Annotated in this window: 13 protein-coding genes; 10 read left to right on the plus strand and 3 right to left on the minus strand. The window is 71.9% G+C overall.

Going from position 1 to position 15,929, the window contains the following annotated elements:
• Window positions 1-40 precede the first annotated feature (40 nt).
• From H6693_12220 to gatB, 5 genes are all read left to right on the plus strand, one after another.
• Entirely contained in the window at window positions 41-3,073 is a 3,033-nt protein-coding gene (locus H6693_12220; protein ID MCB9516947.1) for a PD40 domain-containing protein, read from the plus strand.
• A 200-nt stretch (window positions 3,074-3,273) separates the two neighbouring features.
• Window positions 3,274-5,670 (plus strand): UvrD-helicase domain-containing protein, encoded by a 2,397-nt coding sequence (locus H6693_12225; GenBank protein ID MCB9516948.1) that lies wholly within the window; start codon window positions 3,274-3,276, stop codon window positions 5,668-5,670.
• Between the two features lie 14 nt (window positions 5,671-5,684).
• Window positions 5,685-5,972, plus strand: a complete 288-nt coding sequence (gene gatC / locus H6693_12230; protein ID MCB9516949.1) for an Asp-tRNA(Asn)/Glu-tRNA(Gln) amidotransferase subunit GatC — start codon at window positions 5,685-5,687, stop codon at window positions 5,970-5,972.
• A gap of 14 nt (window positions 5,973-5,986) precedes the next feature.
• Entirely contained in the window at window positions 5,987-7,414 is a 1,428-nt protein-coding gene (gene gatA / locus H6693_12235; protein ID MCB9516950.1) for an Asp-tRNA(Asn)/Glu-tRNA(Gln) amidotransferase subunit GatA, read from the plus strand.
• Window positions 7,351-8,841 carry an Asp-tRNA(Asn)/Glu-tRNA(Gln) amidotransferase subunit GatB gene (gatB, locus tag H6693_12240; GenBank protein MCB9516951.1) on the plus strand — a complete coding sequence of 497 codons (1,491 nt, stop codon included), beginning with the start codon at window positions 7,351-7,353 and terminating at the stop codon, window positions 8,839-8,841. Before gatA ends, gatB begins: the two co-directional genes overlap by 64 nt.
• On the opposite strand, the gene H6693_12245 is transcribed toward gatB, so the two are convergent.
• From H6693_12245 to H6693_12255, 3 genes are all read right to left on the minus strand, one after another.
• The gene (locus H6693_12245) at window positions 8,838-9,614 is read right to left on the minus strand and encodes an enoyl-CoA hydratase/isomerase family protein (protein MCB9516952.1); all 777 of its coding nucleotides are present in this window, start codon (window positions 9,612-9,614) and stop codon (window positions 8,838-8,840) included. The genes gatB and H6693_12245 overlap by 4 nt on opposite strands.
• A 151-nt stretch (window positions 9,615-9,765) precedes the next feature.
• Complete coding sequence (locus H6693_12250) at window positions 9,766-10,359, minus strand: hypothetical protein (GenBank protein MCB9516953.1); 594 nt, start codon at window positions 10,357-10,359, stop codon at window positions 9,766-9,768.
• Window positions 10,360-10,702: 343 nt separating this feature from the next.
• Window positions 10,703-11,038: a hypothetical protein gene (locus H6693_12255; GenBank protein ID MCB9516954.1), complete on the minus strand. Its 336-nt coding sequence runs from the start codon at window positions 11,036-11,038 to the stop codon at window positions 10,703-10,705.
• Between the two features lie 153 nt (window positions 11,039-11,191).
• Here H6693_12255 and H6693_12260 point away from each other — a divergent pair, with 153 nt between their 5' ends.
• The 5 genes from H6693_12260 (at window position 11,192) to fetB (ending at window position 15,846) form a co-directional block, all read left to right on the plus strand.
• Entirely contained in the window at window positions 11,192-12,193 is a 1,002-nt protein-coding gene (locus tag H6693_12260) for a sugar ABC transporter permease (protein MCB9516955.1), read from the plus strand.
• A gap of 17 nt (window positions 12,194-12,210) precedes the next feature.
• Entirely contained in the window at window positions 12,211-13,089 is an 879-nt protein-coding gene (locus H6693_12265; protein ID MCB9516956.1) for a carbohydrate ABC transporter permease, read from the plus strand.
• Window positions 13,090-13,091: 2 nt separating this feature from the next.
• The gene (locus H6693_12270; protein ID MCB9516957.1) at window positions 13,092-14,384 is read left to right on the plus strand and encodes an ABC transporter substrate-binding protein; all 1,293 of its coding nucleotides are present in this window, start codon (window positions 13,092-13,094) and stop codon (window positions 14,382-14,384) included.
• 71 nt (window positions 14,385-14,455) lie between these two features.
• Window positions 14,456-15,049, plus strand: a complete 594-nt coding sequence (locus tag H6693_12275; GenBank protein MCB9516958.1) for an ATP-binding cassette domain-containing protein — start codon at window positions 14,456-14,458, stop codon at window positions 15,047-15,049.
• Complete coding sequence (gene fetB, locus H6693_12280; protein ID MCB9516959.1) at window positions 15,046-15,846, plus strand: iron export ABC transporter permease subunit FetB; 801 nt, start codon at window positions 15,046-15,048, stop codon at window positions 15,844-15,846. The genes H6693_12275 and fetB overlap by 4 nt, the downstream gene beginning before the upstream one ends.
• The last annotated feature ends 83 nt before the right edge of the window (window positions 15,847-15,929 follow it).

The following is a 15,929-nucleotide window of genomic DNA, read 5'->3' on the forward strand; positions in this document are numbered from 1 at the left end:
GGGCGGTGGCGGCCGTTCGCCGCCGAGGAGGAAAGCGACGATGACCCGCCCCCGGTCCCTGCGGCCCCTAGCGCGCTGGAGCCTGCTCGCGCTCGTCGTTCTCGCCCTGACGCCGCTGAGCGCGGACGCGTATCTGTTCGGCAAGAACAAGGTCCACTACGACTCCTTCGACTGGCAGGTCTACCACAGCGCGCACTTCGACCTGTACTACTACCCCGAGGAGGCCGTGCTGGCCAGCCAGACGGCGCTGCTGGCGGAGCAGGCCTACGCGCGGCTCGCGGCGCTGCTCGACCACCGGCCCCAGGGACGCATCCCGCTGGTGCTCTACAGCTCGCATCCGTCCTTCCAGCAGACCAACGTCAGCCCGGAGCTGATCAGCGAGTCCACCGGCGGCTTCACGGACATCACGCGCAGCCGCGTCGTGCTGCCCTACAGCGGCTCGGTGCCGGACTTCCGGCACGTGGTGGCGCACGAGCTGGTGCACGTCTTCATGCTCGACATGCTCTTCGGCGGCCATGGTCCCGAGCACGTGCTGCGCAGCGTGGGGCAGTTCATGATGCCCCCGCTCTGGTTCATCGAGGGCATGGCCGAGTACCTCTCCACGGGCTGGGACGCCAGCGCGCAGCTCTATCTCGAGGACGCGGTGGCCAGCGACTACCTCGCGCCCCTCGACGGCTACGTGGGCGGCTTCCTCGTCTACAAGGAAGGCCAGGCGGCCATGGCCTACCTGACCCGGCGCTTCGGCGAGGGGATCCTGCCCGAGCTGCTGAAGGAGATGAGCGGCCGGGGCAACCTGGACCGCGCGCTGCAGAAGAGCACGGGGATGAACCTCGAGCGCTTCAGCCGCGAGTTCCTGCGCGACACCAAGGAGCGCACCTGGCCGCGGCTGGCCGAGCGGGGACGTCCCGACCAGCGCGCCTTCCGGCTGCTGGACCACGAGCAGGCGGGTCGCGCCTTCTTCATGCACCCGCGCTTCAGCCCCGACGGCAGCCGCATGGCCTACTTCGCCGACAACGAGGGCGAGGTGAACCTCTACCTGGCCTCCAGTCTCGACGGCAAGGTGCTGCGCCGCCTGGTCACCGGGCATCGCTCGTCGCGGCTCGAGAGCCTGCACCCCTTCGACACCGGCGTCTCCTTCTCGCCCGACGGCACCCGCCTCGCGTTCTCCGCGCTCTCCGGCGGCGCGGACGCGCTGGTGATCGTGAGCGCGGACGACGGCAAGGAGCTCGCGCGCTACCGTCCGTCGCTGGACAGCATGCGCGGCCCGGCCTGGTCGCCCGACGGCAGGCGCATCGCGGTGAGCGGCGTGGCCGGGGGCGTCACCGATCTCTATCTGCTGGACCTGGACGGCGGCGCCTGGCGCCAGCTCACCCACGACCTGGCCGACGAGCAGGACCCCGCGTGGCTCGACGCCGAGACGCTGATCTACGCGCGGCACGACGCGCTCTTCCCCGGCCTCTTCGCCGCGGACGGCGAGCATCCGCCCGTCTTCCTGGATCCGGCGGAGTTCGGCGAGCACCCCGAGGTCTTCGACGTGGGCGACGGCTACGACCTCTGGCGCCTCGCCGTGGACCCCGACGCGGCGCCCACGCCCCTGGCCGCCACCGCGGGCGACGACCGCAGCCCGCTGCCGCTGGCCGGCGGCGGCCTGCTCTTCACCAGCACCGCGGCCGGTCTCCAGGACCTCTGGTTCCAGGCCGCGCCCGACTCCGCGCCGCGCCGGGTCTACGCGCCGGCCGGCGGCGTGATGGGCCCGTCCCTCAGCCACGACGACACGCGCCTCGCCTTCTCCTCGCTGGACGGCGGCGGCTACGACGTCTTCGTCATCGAGGATCTGCCAGGCCTGCTCGCGCCCGAGGACGAGCGGCCGGGCCTGGCCGCGAACCCCGAGCAGCGGCTCTACACGCCCTTCGCCGCGCCGCCGGACTCCAGCGAGCTGGGCTTCGCACTGCCGGCCGCCGCCCCGGCGCCGGATAGCCTCACCGGCCGCGGCGAGCCCTACAGCACGCGCTTCCTGGTGGACGCCATGGGCCGGCAGGTCACCTACGACACCCTCTACGGGCTCTACGGAAGCAGCGTCATCACCTTCAAGGACGTGCTCGGCGACCAGGAGATCCTGCTGCTGCTCGACGTCTTCGGCAACATCTCCGACTCGAACCTCATGGCGGCCTACACGCGGCGCACCCGTCGCCTGAACTGGAGCGTGGGGGCCTACTCGTTCCTGAGCTACTACCAGACGCGCGTGGGCAGCTTCGGCGAGTACTTCCCCAGCGACCGCCTCGCCCTGGAGTGGCGCCGCGGCGGCTTCCTGTCGGCGAGCTATCCCTTCAGCCTGTTCATGCGCCTGGACTACGACCTCAACCTGCTCTACGCCCGGCGCGAGTACTACGAGGGCTTCGATCCCTGGGGACGGCCGATCCCCATCAGCGACCCGGACCGCCCGGCGGTCGAGAAGCGGCTCCTGGGGCAGCCGAGCCTGTCGCTGGTCTACGACAACGCGCTCTTCGACGCGCTCGGTCCGGTCAAGGGCAGCCGCTGGGCGCTGAGCGCCGCCTACGCGCACGATCTCGGCAGCGGTGAACCCGTGGCGCGCTGGCTGGCCTACGCCGACTGGCGCCACTACATGCTCGGCCCGGGGGGCCACAGCCTCGCGCTGCGCCTCAGCGGACGTTTCAGCGAGGGCGTCGACCCGGTGGTCTACACGCTGGGCGGCCCCTACGATCTGCGCGGCTACGACTACCTGGACTTCGCCGGCACGCGCACCGCGCTGGGCAGCGTCGAGTGGCGCTTCCCGTTCATCCGCTACATCTACCTCGGCGGTCCGTTGCCCCTGATCTGGGGCGGCATCGGCGGGAGCGTCTTCGCGGACTTCGGCGGCGCGTGGAACGGCGACAACTTCCGCGCCTTCAAGTCGGGCGACGGCCTGCGCCTGCAGGATCTGCGCAGCGACATCGGCTACGGCTTCCGCATCAACCTCGGCGGCTTCCTGCTGCTCTGGGACATCGCGTGGCCCACCGATCTCAAGGAGCTCGGGCCGCGGCGGACGCACTTCTCGATCGGGGCTCAATTCTGAGGCGGCGCGAAGGAGTTCCACCTCGCTTGACTTCGGCTCGCTGCGCTCGCCTCAGACGCGCTCGGCTGGAACCTTCGCGCCGCTGCGTAGCAGAAGCAGAGGCAGAAGCAGAGGCAGAAGAAGATTGCGCGAGCGGGGCGAGGTCCGTATGGTAGCCTCTCGCCGAAGCACCCAACGCCTGCCCATCTCATGGAGTTTCTGTGTCCTCCCTCACGCTCAACCCCCCGCAGCAGGAGGCCGTGGCCCACGGTGAGGGGCCCTGCCTCGTGATCGCCGGCGCGGGCAGCGGCAAGACGCGCGTCCTCACCGAGCGCATCCGCCGCCTCGTGGCCGCCGGCACGCCGCCCTGGCGCATCCTCGGCTTCACCTTCACCAACAAGGCGGCCGGCGAGATGCGCCGGCGCCTGGAGGCGAGCCTCGGCGAGGGGGCCCGCAGCCTCTGGCTCGGCACCTTCCACGCGACGGGCGTGCGCATCCTGCGCCGCGAGTGGGAGGCCATGGGCATCGCGCGGGACTTCAGCATCTACGATGCGGACGACCAGCTCTCCCTGCTCAAGCGTCTGATGAAGGAGATGGCCCTGCCGGAGGGCAGCTTCACGCCGCAGGCGGCGCGCGCGGCGATCGAGCGCTACAAGACCCAGCTGCTCGGCCCGGACGAGGCGACGGAACTGGCCGAGGGCTACCGCGACGGGCAGGCGGCGCGGATCTACGTCGCCTATCAGCAGGGGCTCGCGCGGGCGCAGGCGCTGGACTTCACCGACCTCATCGCGCTGCCGGTGCGCCTCTTCGCCGAGAACGCCGAGGCGCGGGAGCGCTGGTCGCGGCGCTTCGACTACGTGCTCGTCGACGAGTTCCAGGACACCAACGCCCTGCAGATGCGCTTCATCGAGCACCTGGCCGCCGCGAGCGGCAACCTCTTCGTGGTGGGCGACGACGACCAGTCCATCTACGGCTGGCGCGGCGCCGACCTCAAGCACATCCTCGACTTCGAGCGGCACTTCCCCGGCGCCGCGGTGATCCGCCTGGAGCAGAACTATCGCTCCACCCAGCCGATCCTCGAGGTGGCCAACGCGGTCATCGCCAACAACCGTCAGCGCAAGGGCAAGGCGCTCTGGACCGAGCAGGCCGAGGGCCAGCCGGTGCGCGTGCTGACCGTGAGCGACGAGGACGCCGAGGCGGACCTGGTCGCGCGCCGCATCCGCAGCCAGTCGGCGATGGGCACGCCGCTGGGGGAGTTCGCGGTGCTCTACCGCACGCACGCCCAGAGTCGGGCGCTCGAAGCGGCCATGAGCCGCCAGCGCCTGCCCTACCAGATCGTCGGCGGGACGCGCTTCTACGACCGCAAGGAGATCCGCGATCTGCTGGCCTATCTCAAGCTGGTGCTGAACCCGGCCGACACGGTGAGCCTGGAGCGCATCGTCAACACGCCGCCGCGGGGCATCGGCAAGACCACCCAGGCGCGGCTGATCGAGCTGGCGCGGCGCGAGGGCATCGCCCCGGGTCTGCTGATCACGGCCTTCCCCGAGCGTCTGGACACGCTGCCCGACGCCGGCGGCCGGCGCCTGCGCGAGTTCGGACGGCTCCTCCTCGAGCTGAGCGCGCGTCCCGACAGCGACGCCGCGCCCGAGGTGATCGAGCGCCTGCTCGAGCGCGTCCCCTACATGGACTACCTCACCGACAGCGATCCGCTGCAGGGGGAGACGCGACGCGAGAACGTGGAGGAGCTCGTGAGCGCGGCGCAGGCCTTCTTCGAGGCGCGGCTGGCGGCCACGCCGGCGGCGGTCGCGCCGGAGGCCCCCGACGCCCCCGTGGCCGGCGCGCCCACGCCGGGTTCGCTGGCGGACTTCCTCGCCGAGGTGGCCCTGGTGGCCGACATCGACGGCCTGGGGGAGGGGGGCGAGACCGTCACCCTGATGACGCTGCACAACGCCAAGGGCCTGGAGTTCGACACGGTCTTCCTCACCGGCGTCGAGGAGCAGCTGCTGCCCCACGCGCTGAGCACGGGCAGCGACGACGAGGGCGAGGTGGAGGAGGAGCGGCGGCTCTTCTACGTGGGCGTGACGCGCGCGCGCGCGCGGCTGTGGATCCTGCACGCCATGAACCGCCGGCGCTTCGGCGACACCCTGCCTTGCATGCCCAGCCGCTTCCTCGACGAGCTGCCCGAGCAGTGGGTGGAGCGCGAAGGCGAGGAGCTGCTGTCGGGCGCGGGCAGCTCGAGCTACGGGGGCTGGGGTGGCCAGCGCCGCGGCGGCGAGAGCCGCGGCGGCCAGCGCTGGCAGGCGGGGCGGGCCGCCGCCGCGCCGCGTCGCGACGCGCATCGCGCGCCGTCCTTCGGCGGCTCGGGCCACGACTTCGGCGGGCACTTCTCGCAGGACCCCGGGCAGGCCGGCGCAGCGGACGACTTCGCCGACGAGTTCACCCAGGACGACGGCGAGGCCGCCCTGCGCGTCGGGATGCGCGTGCGCCACGCCAGCCTGGGGCCCGGCACCGTGCACAAGCTCGAGGGCAAGGGCGACGAGCTGCGCGTGATCGTCATGTTCGACGAGAAGGGCGCCCGCAAGCTGCTGGCCCGGGTCGCGGGCCTGCGTCCCCTCTAGCGCGGGAGGCGCTCGTGAAGATCGACCGCGCGCTGCTGCTGCACCTGGAGCGCCTGTCGCGCCTCGAGCTGGCCGAGGACGAGCGCGCGGCCATGATGGACGACCTCTCCCGCGTCCTGGACTACGCCGAGCGCCTCGCGGCGCTGGACGCGGAGCTCCCGGGAGCGACGCTCGACGGCGCGCTCCGCGACGACGCGGTCCGTCCCTCGCTCGACGCCGCCACGCCGCTCGCCCTGGCGCCGGCCGTGGAGGAGGGCCACTTCCTCGTCCCGCCCGTGCTCGAGATCGAGGGCAAGCCGTGATCCCTCGCCTCGGACTGCGGGACGCCCGCCGCGCCCTGGACGCCGGCGCCTTCAGCGTCGACGAGTTCTGGCTGGCCCAGACGGAGCGCATCGCGCGACTGGACCCGCAGCTCCACTGCTACCTGCACCGGCCGGCGGACACCGCGGCGCCCCTTCCAACCGACGCGGTGCTCGGGGGATTGCCCTTCGCCCTCAAAGACAACATGAACCTCGCGGGGACGCCGACCACCTGCGCGTCCCGCCTCCTCGAGGGCTACGTCTCGCCCTACGACGCCACGGCCGCGGCCCAGCTCGTCGCCGCCGGCGGCCGCTACCTGGGCAAGACCAACATGGACGAGTTCGCCATGGGCTCCTCCTGCGAGCACTCGGCGGCGGGACCGACCCGCAATCCCTGGGACCTGGAGCGCTCCCCCGGCGGCTCCAGCGGGGGAGCGGCGGCGGCGGTGGCCGCCGATCTCGCGCCCTTCGCCCTGGGCAGCGACACGGGCGGGAGCATCCGCCAGCCCGCGGCCTTCTGCGGCGTCGTGGGCGTCAAGCCGAGCTACGGCCGGGTGAGCCGCCATGGCCTGGTGGCCTTCGCCAGCAGCCTCGACCAGATCGGCCCCCTGACGAAAAACGTGGAGGACGCCGCCCGGGTCCTCGAGCTGATCATGGGCCACGACCCCGCGGACGCCACGACCCTGCGCGCGCCCGTGCCGTCGCTCCTGCCCGAGACGGAGCGCGGCGTGGCGGGCCTGCGCCTCGGCCTGCCGGACGGCCTGGACGCGCTGCCCATGGACGCGACCGTCCGCGCGGCCTGGCTGGACGCCGCCGCCGCGCTGGAGCGGGAGGGCGCGCGGCGCGTGCGCGTCGAACTGCCCAGTCTCGGGCAGGCCGTGGCCATCTACGCGCTGGTGGCGAACGCCGAGGCGAGCAGCAACCTCGCCCGCTTCGACGGCATCCGCTACGGCCGCCGCGCCGCCGCGGACGACCTGGAGACCATGCTCACCCGAAGTCGCGGCCGAGGCTTCGGCGCCGAGGTGAAGCGGCGCATCCTGCTGGGCACCTTCGCGCTGGCGAGCGGCTACTACGAGGACTACTACCTGCGCGCCCAGCGCTGGCGCGCGCGCCTGGCCGAGGAATTCGCGGCGGCCTTCGCCGCCTGCGACGCCATCCTGCTGCCCACCGCGCCCACGCCGGCCTTCCGCCTGGGCGAGAAGCTCGACGACCCGCTGGACATGTACCTCTCCGATCTCTTCACGCTGCCCGCCAGCCTGGCGGGACTGCCCGCGGCGAGCGTCCCCACCGCCCTGGCGGGGGGGCTGCCGCTGGGGATGCAGGTCGTCACCCGCGCGCTGGACGAGCCCATGCTCATCCGCGTGGCCGCCGCGCTCGAGCGCTGCTTCCCCTTCGCGGCCCTGCGCCGCGACGCGGTGGACCGGGCGCTGGGGGAGACGTCGTGACGGGCGCCTGGGAGACGGTCATCGGCCTCGAGGTGCACGCCCAGCTCCTCACGGCCACCAAGGCCTTCTGCGGCTGCGCGGCGGCCGTGGGCGGCGCGCCCAACAGCCGCTGCTGCCCGGTCTGCCTCGGCCTGCCCGGCGCGCTGCCCGTCCTCAATCGGCAGGCGGTGGAGCTGACGCTGCGCGTCGGCCTCGCCACGGGTTGCCGCATCGCGCCCGTGAGCGTGATGGCGCGCAAGCACTACTTCTACCCTGACCTGCCCAAGGGCTATCAGATCTCGCAGTACGCGCGGCCGCTCTGCGAGGAGGGCGCGCTGACGGTGGACGGACGGCGCGTGCGCCTGAAGCGCATCCACCTGGAGGAGGACGCGGGCAAGAGCGTGCACGGCGCGGGGGGCACGCGGGTGGACCTGAACCGCTGCGGCGTGCCGCTGGCGGAGATCGTCACCGAGCCCGATCTGCGCAGTCCGGCCGAGGCCCATGCCACGCTGCGCGCGCTGCGGCAGCTGCTCGTCTACCTCGGCGTCTGCGACGGCAACATGGAGGAGGGGTCGCTGCGCTGCGACGCGAACCTGTCGCTGCGCCGGCCGGGGAGCACGGCGCTCGGCGTGAAGACCGAGCTGAAGAACCTCAACTCCTTCCGTGGCGTGGAGGCCGCGCTGCGCTTCGAGGCGGAGCGCCAGGCCGCGCTGCTGGAGGCCGGCGAGCGCGTGCGCCCGGAGACCCTGCTCTGGGACGCCGCGGCGCGCGAGGCGCGGCCCATGCGGGGCAAGGAGGACGCCGAGGACTACCGCTACGTCCCCGATCCCGACCTGCCGCCCGTGCGCGTCGACCCGGCCTGGCTGGACGCCGTGCGCGCCTCTCTGCCCGAGCTGCCCGCGGCGCGCGCGGCGCGTTTCGTCGCCCTGGGGCTCACGCCCTACGACGCCGGCGTGCTCACCGCCGATCCCGCCCTCGCCGACACCTTCGAGGCCGTGCTGGGCGCGGGCGCGCCGCTGGCCGCGGCGACGTCCTGGGTCTCGGGCGAGCTGCTGCGCCACGCCAACGAGCGCGGCCTCGCGCCGGCGGACTTCCCCGTGCCCCCGGCCGGCCTGGCGGACCTGCTGAAGCGGGTCGAGGCGGGCGAGCTGAGCAACTCGGCGGCGAAGACCGTCTTCGCCCGCATGGTGGACGAGGGCGGCGACGCGGCCGCCTGGATCCGGCGTCTGGACCTGGGCCTCGTGAGCGACGAGGACGCCCTGGCCGCCCGCGTGGCGGCCATCGTGGCGGCGAACCCGTCCGAGCTCGCCCGCTATCGCGCGGGCGAGTCGAAGCTCTTCGGCTGGTTCGTGGGTCAGCTCATGGCCGACAGCAAGGGCAAGGCGGATCCGCGGCTGGCGAGCCGGCTCGTCCGCGAGCGCCTGGACGCCGGCGCGGACGGAGACTAGTCCGTCCGCCAGCGCGGCCGGCGCTTCTCGAGAAACGCCCGCTGCGCCTCCTTGAAGTCCTCGCTCCGCCAGGCCGCGTGCCGCCAGGCGGCGATCTCAGCGAGAACGACGCTGTCAAGTGGCTCTGCCCCCTCGAGGCGGCGGAGGGTCTGTCGCGTGCCGCGCAGGGCGGCGGGCGCGGCGGCGAGGGCGCTCGCCATCAGCGTGGCGGCGGCCTGGTCCACCTGCTCCGCGGGCACGAGGCGGCAGAAGAAGCCGGCGCGGGCCGCGCGGCGCGCGCCGATCGGCTCGCCGAGCAGCAGCAGCTCCCGGGTGAGCGGCGCGCCGAAGGCGGACTGGAAGCGGCGCATGCCCGTCGGGCTGTAGACCAGGCCCAGGCGCGCCGAGGGCACGGCCAGCCGCAGGTCCCGCGCGCCCACGCGCAGGTCCGCGCAGCAGAGCAGCTCCACCGCGCCGCCGTAGGCGTCGCCGGCCACCGCCGCGATGACGGGGGCGGGATAGTCCCAGAGGCCGGCCATCACGCGCTCGAAGGGCACGGCCGCGCGGCGGGCCGGGTCGGCGTGGAAGATGTCCTCGGGGATCGCGTCCACCGGATAGCCCGTGCTGAAGTGGCGGCCCTCCGCGCGCAGGAGCAGCGGGGGGGCGCCGTCGGCGCGCAGGGCGTCGAGGGCCGCGAGGAGGGCGTGGAGCAGCGGCTCGTCCAGCAGGTTGCGGGGCGGCGCGGCGAGGGTGAGGACGGCGTGGCCGTCGGCGCGTTCTGTCCTGAGCGGCATGGGGGAGGAGACTAGAGCGTGGCGCGCCTCGGGGCAAGGGCGCGCTGTGTCCAACGAAAAGCGGGAGGCCGAAGCCTCCCGCGAATCCTGCTGCATGGGCATCGATCAGGATGCCCGGTCTCGCCCAAGCACGCTTTGCTGGCGCTTCGGCCTAGGGGCAGACGCTATTGTTGAAGTAGCCGCCGAAAATGCCGAAGTCCGCGACGGACGTGGAGCCGTCCTCGTTGTAGTCGTGGCAAGGATCGCAGCCCGCGGTGCAGTTGAAGTCCGCGGCAAACTTGCCGAAGTCGCCCACGGTGACGGCCAGGTCGCCGTTCAGATCCGTGCTGTCATAGTTCACGCAGACGGGGTTGCCCATGTTCAGGACGATGCCCAGCGCGTAGACGTAGACCGCGGCGGTGTCGCAGTTGATGCCGTCGCCGCCATCGCCCGTCAGACCGCCGTAGATCGTGCCGCTGAACTGGGTCTGGCCCAGGCCGTCGACGGCCGTGTCAGCCTGGCTGCCACCGGCGCACTTCACCATGTCACCAGGACGGTCCAGCCACAGATCGGTCGCCGCGAGCGTGATCACGGGATCGCCGTTGATGTCCAGCACGGTCACGTGGATCGTGTAGCCCTCGGCGCCGAGGGTGTCACCGCCGCCGGGGGCGATGGTGAAGCGGCCGCAGTTGTCGGCGGACGCGAAGGAGTTGTTGGTATCCGGGATACCTGCGCTTGCCCCCACTGCCAGGCCCAGAACGCACACGGCTGCCAGAGCAAGAGAGATGATATTCCTCATGGCCATTCGAAACCTCCTAAAAGGTAGACTAGGCCCCCGGTAAGGTGTCACGCGACGTGTCTTTCTTCCCGTAGGGCGCAACCGGTCAGCAGGGGTTGCATCCATGATGTGGGGCCCGTTCGGCCCACATCACCCATGAGCAGGATGAAGCGCATGGGGCGACAGACAAGGAGGATTATACCGCGAAGGCCAAAAAGCGGTCAACCCGGAATCCGGCATGAAATTGGGCTTGCCTGAAGTCGGCTGGGGCCCTGGGCGCGTGGGTTTCCGGGGGCCGGCGGGTCCGGCCGGGGTTCCGGAATCCGCAACATCAGAGCTCCTCGGCGAGGCCCCAGAGGGAGTCGACGGGAAGCGTGAAGGCGATGCCGGAGCCCTTGTCCGCCAGCGGACCGCCGATGGACTCCAGCAGCCCGACGGCCTCGGCCGCCTTCGCCCGGTCCGTCACCGACAGGATCAGGCGGTGTTTGCCCTCGCCGCCCGGGAAGAGCTGGCGCAGCCCGGCGAAGATGGGCACCTCCTGGGACAGGATCTCGCCCATGCCCTGCGCGCCCAGCACGGTGGCGCCCTGGACGCCGATCTCGAGGAAGGCTTCGAGCACCTCCTCGAGCAGCGCCGAGTCGCTGAGGACGATGACCAGCAGGACCAACGGCTGCTCCTTCGCGTCGGCCGCGTCGCGGCGGCCGGCGCCTGACTGAGGGTCCGGTCATGTTTCCGTCGGCGCGCCGCGAAGTCAAGGGGGAAGGCGCGCGCCGGCGGGCCTGTTGACAGCACTCGGGCCGCCCCGTAGAGTGCGCGCGAAATGCACAGCCACGACCCCGCCCCCGCCCTCGAACAGGACATCGCGCGCAGGCTGCGCCGCCGGCACCGCCGCGACGCCGCCGGCGCGCTGCTCTACATCCTGCCGGCCGCGGCCATCGTGCTGATCTTCCGCCTGGTGCCGATCCTCGCCGCCTTCACCTTCAGCTTCTACGAGATCAAGATGGGCGCGCTGGTGGGCTTCGTCGGCGTCGGCCACTACGTGAAGCTCTTCCAGGACCCCACCTTCTGGCACTCCCTCGGCACCACGCTCTGGTTCGTGCTGGGGACCGTGCCGCCGGCGATCTTCGTGTCGCTCTTCTTCGCCCTGCTGCTCAACCGCAAGATCAAGGCGCTCGGCCTGTACCGGACGATCTACTTCATGCCGGTGGTGACGAGCATGGTCGCGGTGGCCGTGATCTGGAAGTGGATCCTGGAGCCCGAGCTGGGCATCCTGAACTTCTTCATGGAGCGGCTGCACCTGGGGCGGCCGGGCTGGCTGGCCGAGAGCCGGGGCGTCTTCCAGCTGATGCTGGATCCCGGCGGGCGCTGGCTGCCCGGCTGGGCGGGCGGACCGAGCCTGGCGCTGGTCAGCCTGGCGATGGTGAACACCTGGAAGGGGCTCGGCTACAACATCGTCATCTTCCTGGCGGGACTGCAGAACATCCCCCAGCAGCAGTACGAGGCCGCGCGCATCGACGGCGCCGGCAACTGGCAGCTCTTCCGCCACGTCACCTGGCCGATCCTCAGCCCGACGACCTTCTACGTGTTCATCATGAGCACCATCGTGAGCTTCCAGACCTTCAGCCTCGTCTACCTCATGACCTCCCCGCCCGGCGGGCCCGAGGACAGCACGAAGGTCCTCGTCTACTACCTCTTCGACAAGGGCTTCACGCCGCCGGCCAGCCTGGGCCGCGCCAGCGCGGTGGCGCTGGTGCTCTTCCTGATCATCCTGGGCCTGACGATGGTGCAGCGGCGCCTGGCCGAACGCAGGGTGCACTACTGATGGCCGGCGCCGGACGCATGCACTGGCTCGGCCGCGGCGGGCTCCACCTGCTGCTCATCCTCGCGGGGCTTAGCATGGTGATGCCCTTCCTGTGGATGGTTTCCACGTCCTTCCGCAGTACCCTGGAGATCACGCGCGAGCCGCACCGCTTCCTGCCCGAGGTCTTCAGCCCCGGCTACGGCGAGCCCGGCAGCAGCTCCGAGGGCGAGACGCGCAGCCTCGGCAAGCTCGTGGCCAACTACGTGGAGGCCTGGCAGAGCGCGCCCTTCGGCCGCTACTTCTTCAACACCGTCTACGTGGCGCTGACCTGCGTGCTGGGCGTGGTGGTGACGAGCGCGCTGGCCGCCTACGCCTTCGCGCGCATGCGCTTCAAGGGCCGTGACGCGCTCTTCCTGCTCTTCCTCAGCATGATGATGGTGCCCGAGCCGGTCTACCTGGTGCCGAGCTTCATCATCATCGCGCGGCTGGGCTGGCTCGACACCTACTACGCGCTGATCGTGCCGTGGACGGTGAAGGTCTTTTCGATCTTCCTGCTCCGCCAGCACTTCAAGACCATCCCCCAGGACCTCTTCGACGCCGCCACCATCGACGGCGCCACGCGCTTCTCGATCCTGTGGCGGATCGTCATGCCGCTGTCCAAGGCGATCCTGGTGACGATCGTGCTCTTCACGATCATCGGCTCGTGGAACTCCTTCCTCTGGCCCCTGGTCATGACGCACAGCCCGGCGATGCGTCCCATCCAGATCGGCCTGGCGGCCTTCAGCCAGGAGGAGGGCACCGAGTACGGCCTGATGATGGCGGCCACCACGCTCAGCGTGCTGCCGCTGCTGGTGCTCTACTTCTTCGCCCAGAAGCAGATCATCGCGTCCCTGGCCTCCAGCGGCCTGAAGGAGTGAGCGTGCGACGCGCCTGGCTGCTCCTGGCCCTGCTGCCCCTGGCGCTGGGCGACTGCGCCCGCGGCGGCGACGAGAACGTCATCACCTTCTGGCACGCCATGGGCCGCTGGGAGCCGCAGCTGCTCGAGATCGTCGACGCCTACAACGCGCTGCATCCCGAGATGCCCGTGCGCGCCTACAACATGAGCCGCTACCAGGCGCTGAGCCAGAAGATCATCGCCGCCGTGGCCGCCGGGCAGCCGCCCACGATCAGCCAGGCCTACGAGGCGTGGACGTCCGAGATGATGGCCGGCGGCGTGATCGAATGCCTGCAGCCCTACGCCGACGGCGCGATGGGCGTCGACGGCCTCAGCGAGGCCGACTGGGCCGACTTCCGCCCGGTCTTCCTCGACGAGTGCCGGTACCCGGACGCGAACGGCGAAGGCCAGCTCTGGTCCTTCCCCTTCAACAAGAGCGTGCGCACGCTCTTCTACAACCGCGACCTCTTTGCCGAGCTCGGCCTCGACCCCGAGCGCCCGCCCCGCAACTGGGACGAGTGGCGCGACTACAGCGCGCGCATCAGCGCCGACCTCGACGGCGACGGCCGCAACGACCGCTGGGGCTCCACGGCGCGCGCGTCGGTGACGGTCTTCGGCAACCTGCTGCTGCAGGACGACGGCGACTTCTTCTCCGCCGACGGCAGCCGCTGCACCATCGCGGAGCCGCCGGGCGTCGAGGCCATGACCTTCATGCGCGCGATGTTCGGCGAGCGCACGCTGGGCTACGCCACCTTCGACTACGCCTACCAGAACGAGTTCAAGGCGGGGAAGGTGGGCATGATGGAGGGCTCGAGCGTCTCGCTGTCCTTCCTGCGCGGCATCCTGGACTTCGAGCTGGGCGTGGCGCCGCTGCCGGGGAAGAAGCGGGACGTCGCCCTGATCCAGGGGACGAACCTCGTGCTCTTCAAGCGCGCCACCGACGCGCAGAAGCGCGGCGCCTGGGAGTTCATCCGCTTCCTCACCGACACCGCGAACGCCACGCGCTGGTCCATCGCCACCGGCTACGCGCCCCTGCGCCGCAGCTGCATGGAGCAGCCGGCCATGCAGGAGCTCCTGGCGGCGACGCCGGGCCTGGAGGCGGCCTACGGCCAGCTCGAGACCGCGCGCAGCGAGCCGCGCAACGCCGCGTGGTTCGCCGGACGCAAGTACCTGGAGGAGGGCGCCATCCAGCGCGTGATGCGCGGCACCGCCGCGCCCGCCGAGGCGCTCCGCGCCACCGCCAGGAAGATCGACGCGGAAATCGCCTCCGAGTTCTGAGTCGCGCGGGCGCGGTGGGACGACGGGGGCCCCGGACCTCGGTCCGGCGCCCGGACTGCAGTGAGGTTGCCATGCCCTTGCTCGAGGTCCGCGAACTCCAGCGCCCCGCCCTGGGGCCGCTCGGCTTCAGCGTGGAGCGCGGCGCCTGCGTCTTCGTCACCGGGCCGTCGGGCGCGGGCAAGACCCTGCTCCTGCGGGCGCTGGCCGACCTGGATCCCCACGACGGCGAGGTGCTGCTGGACGGCGAGCCCCAGGCCAGCGTGCCGCCCGCGCAGTGGCGCCGACGCGTGGCCTACCTGCCGGCCGAGCCCGTGTGGTGGGGGACGCGCGTGGACGAACTGCTGCCCCCCGGACTCACCGATGCCGACCTGGACGCCCTCGGCCTGGACCCCGCGCTCCGCGCCAGCGCGCCGGAGCGCCTGTCCAGCGGGGAGAGCCAGCGACTGGCGCTGCTGCGGCTGCTGCCGCTCTCGCCCCGGCTGCTGCTGCTCGACGAGCCCAGCGCCAATCTCGACGCCGACAACACCGCGCGCCTGGAGGCCCTGCTCACCCGTCGCCGCGAGGCGGACGGCCTCTCGCTGCTCTGGGTCAGCCACGACGACGCCCAGCGCCGCCGTCTCGCGGACGTCACGCTGCGCCTGGCGGCGGGGAGGCTCGCGCCGTGAACGCCCTGCCCCTCGATCCGCTGGACCTGGTCCTGGCGTCCCTGCTGGTGCTCGCCCTGGGCCTCAGCTCCCTGCGCCTGGGTCTGGGCGTGGGACGCTCCCTCGCCACGGGCGCCGCCCGCACCACGCTCCAGCTGCTGCTGGCGGGCCTGGTGCTCAAGGCGCTCTTCGCCTCGCGCTCGCCGTGGCTCATCGGCCTGGCGGCCGCCGTCATGCTCACCGTGGCCGGCCGCGAGGTGCGCGCGCGCCAGAGCCGTCCCTTCCTCGGCCCCTGGGGTTACACGCTGGGCCTGTCGGCGATGTTCATCTCGGGCTTCGCGGTGACCCTGTTCGCGCTGCTGGCCCTGCTGCGCCCGGACCCCTGGTACCATCCCCGCTACGCGCTGCCGCTGCTGGGGATGATCCTGGGCAACACGATGAACGGCGTGGGCCTGGCCCTGGAGCGGCTGGGCAGCGGCGCGGAGCAGCGGCGGCGGCAGATCGAGGCGGCGCTCCTGCTCGGCCAGGACTGGCGCGAGGCGTCGGCGCCGCTGCGCCGGGAGAGCGTGCGCGCGGGCATGGTGCCCGTGCTGAACTCCCTGGCCAGCGCCGGGATCGTGAGCCTGCCGGGCATGATGACCGGGCAGATCCTGGCGGGTGCGGATCCGTCCCAGGCGGTGATGTACCAGATACTGATCATGTTTCTCATCGCCGCGGGCTCGGGCTTCGGAGGCGTGGCGGCCGTCCAGCTGGGCGCCCGGCGCCTCTTCGACGAGCGCGAGCGGCTGCGGCTGGACCGGCTGGGACGACGGGATTGACCGTGGTTTACACGGCCGTCCAAAGACGCTAGAACCAAGGGTCCGGTTCGAGGCGAGCGCCGCAGAGGCGGCCCACGCCTCGC

The organism is Candidatus Latescibacterota bacterium (genome assembly GCA_020633725.1).
Taxonomy (GTDB): Bacteria; Krumholzibacteriota; Krumholzibacteriia; order JACNKJ01; family JACNKJ01; genus VGXI01.

Excerpts from the sequence above, each read along its gene's own strand:
- H6693_12260 (MCB9516955.1), top strand. The coding sequence starts at position 11,192 with ATGCACAGCCACGACCCCGCCCCCGCCCTCGAACAGGACATCGCGCGC.
- H6693_12275 (MCB9516958.1), top strand. The coding sequence starts at position 14,456 with ATGCCCTTGCTCGAGGTCCGCGAACTCCAGCGCCCCGCCCTGGGGCCG.
- H6693_12265 (MCB9516956.1), top strand. The coding sequence starts at position 12,211 with ATGCACTGGCTCGGCCGCGGCGGGCTCCACCTGCTGCTCATCCTCGCG.
- H6693_12220 (MCB9516947.1), top strand. The coding sequence starts at position 41 with ATGACCCGCCCCCGGTCCCTGCGGCCCCTAGCGCGCTGGAGCCTGCTC.
- H6693_12245 (MCB9516952.1), bottom strand. The coding sequence starts at position 9,614 with ATGCCGCTCAGGACAGAACGCGCCGACGGCCACGCCGTCCTCACCCTC.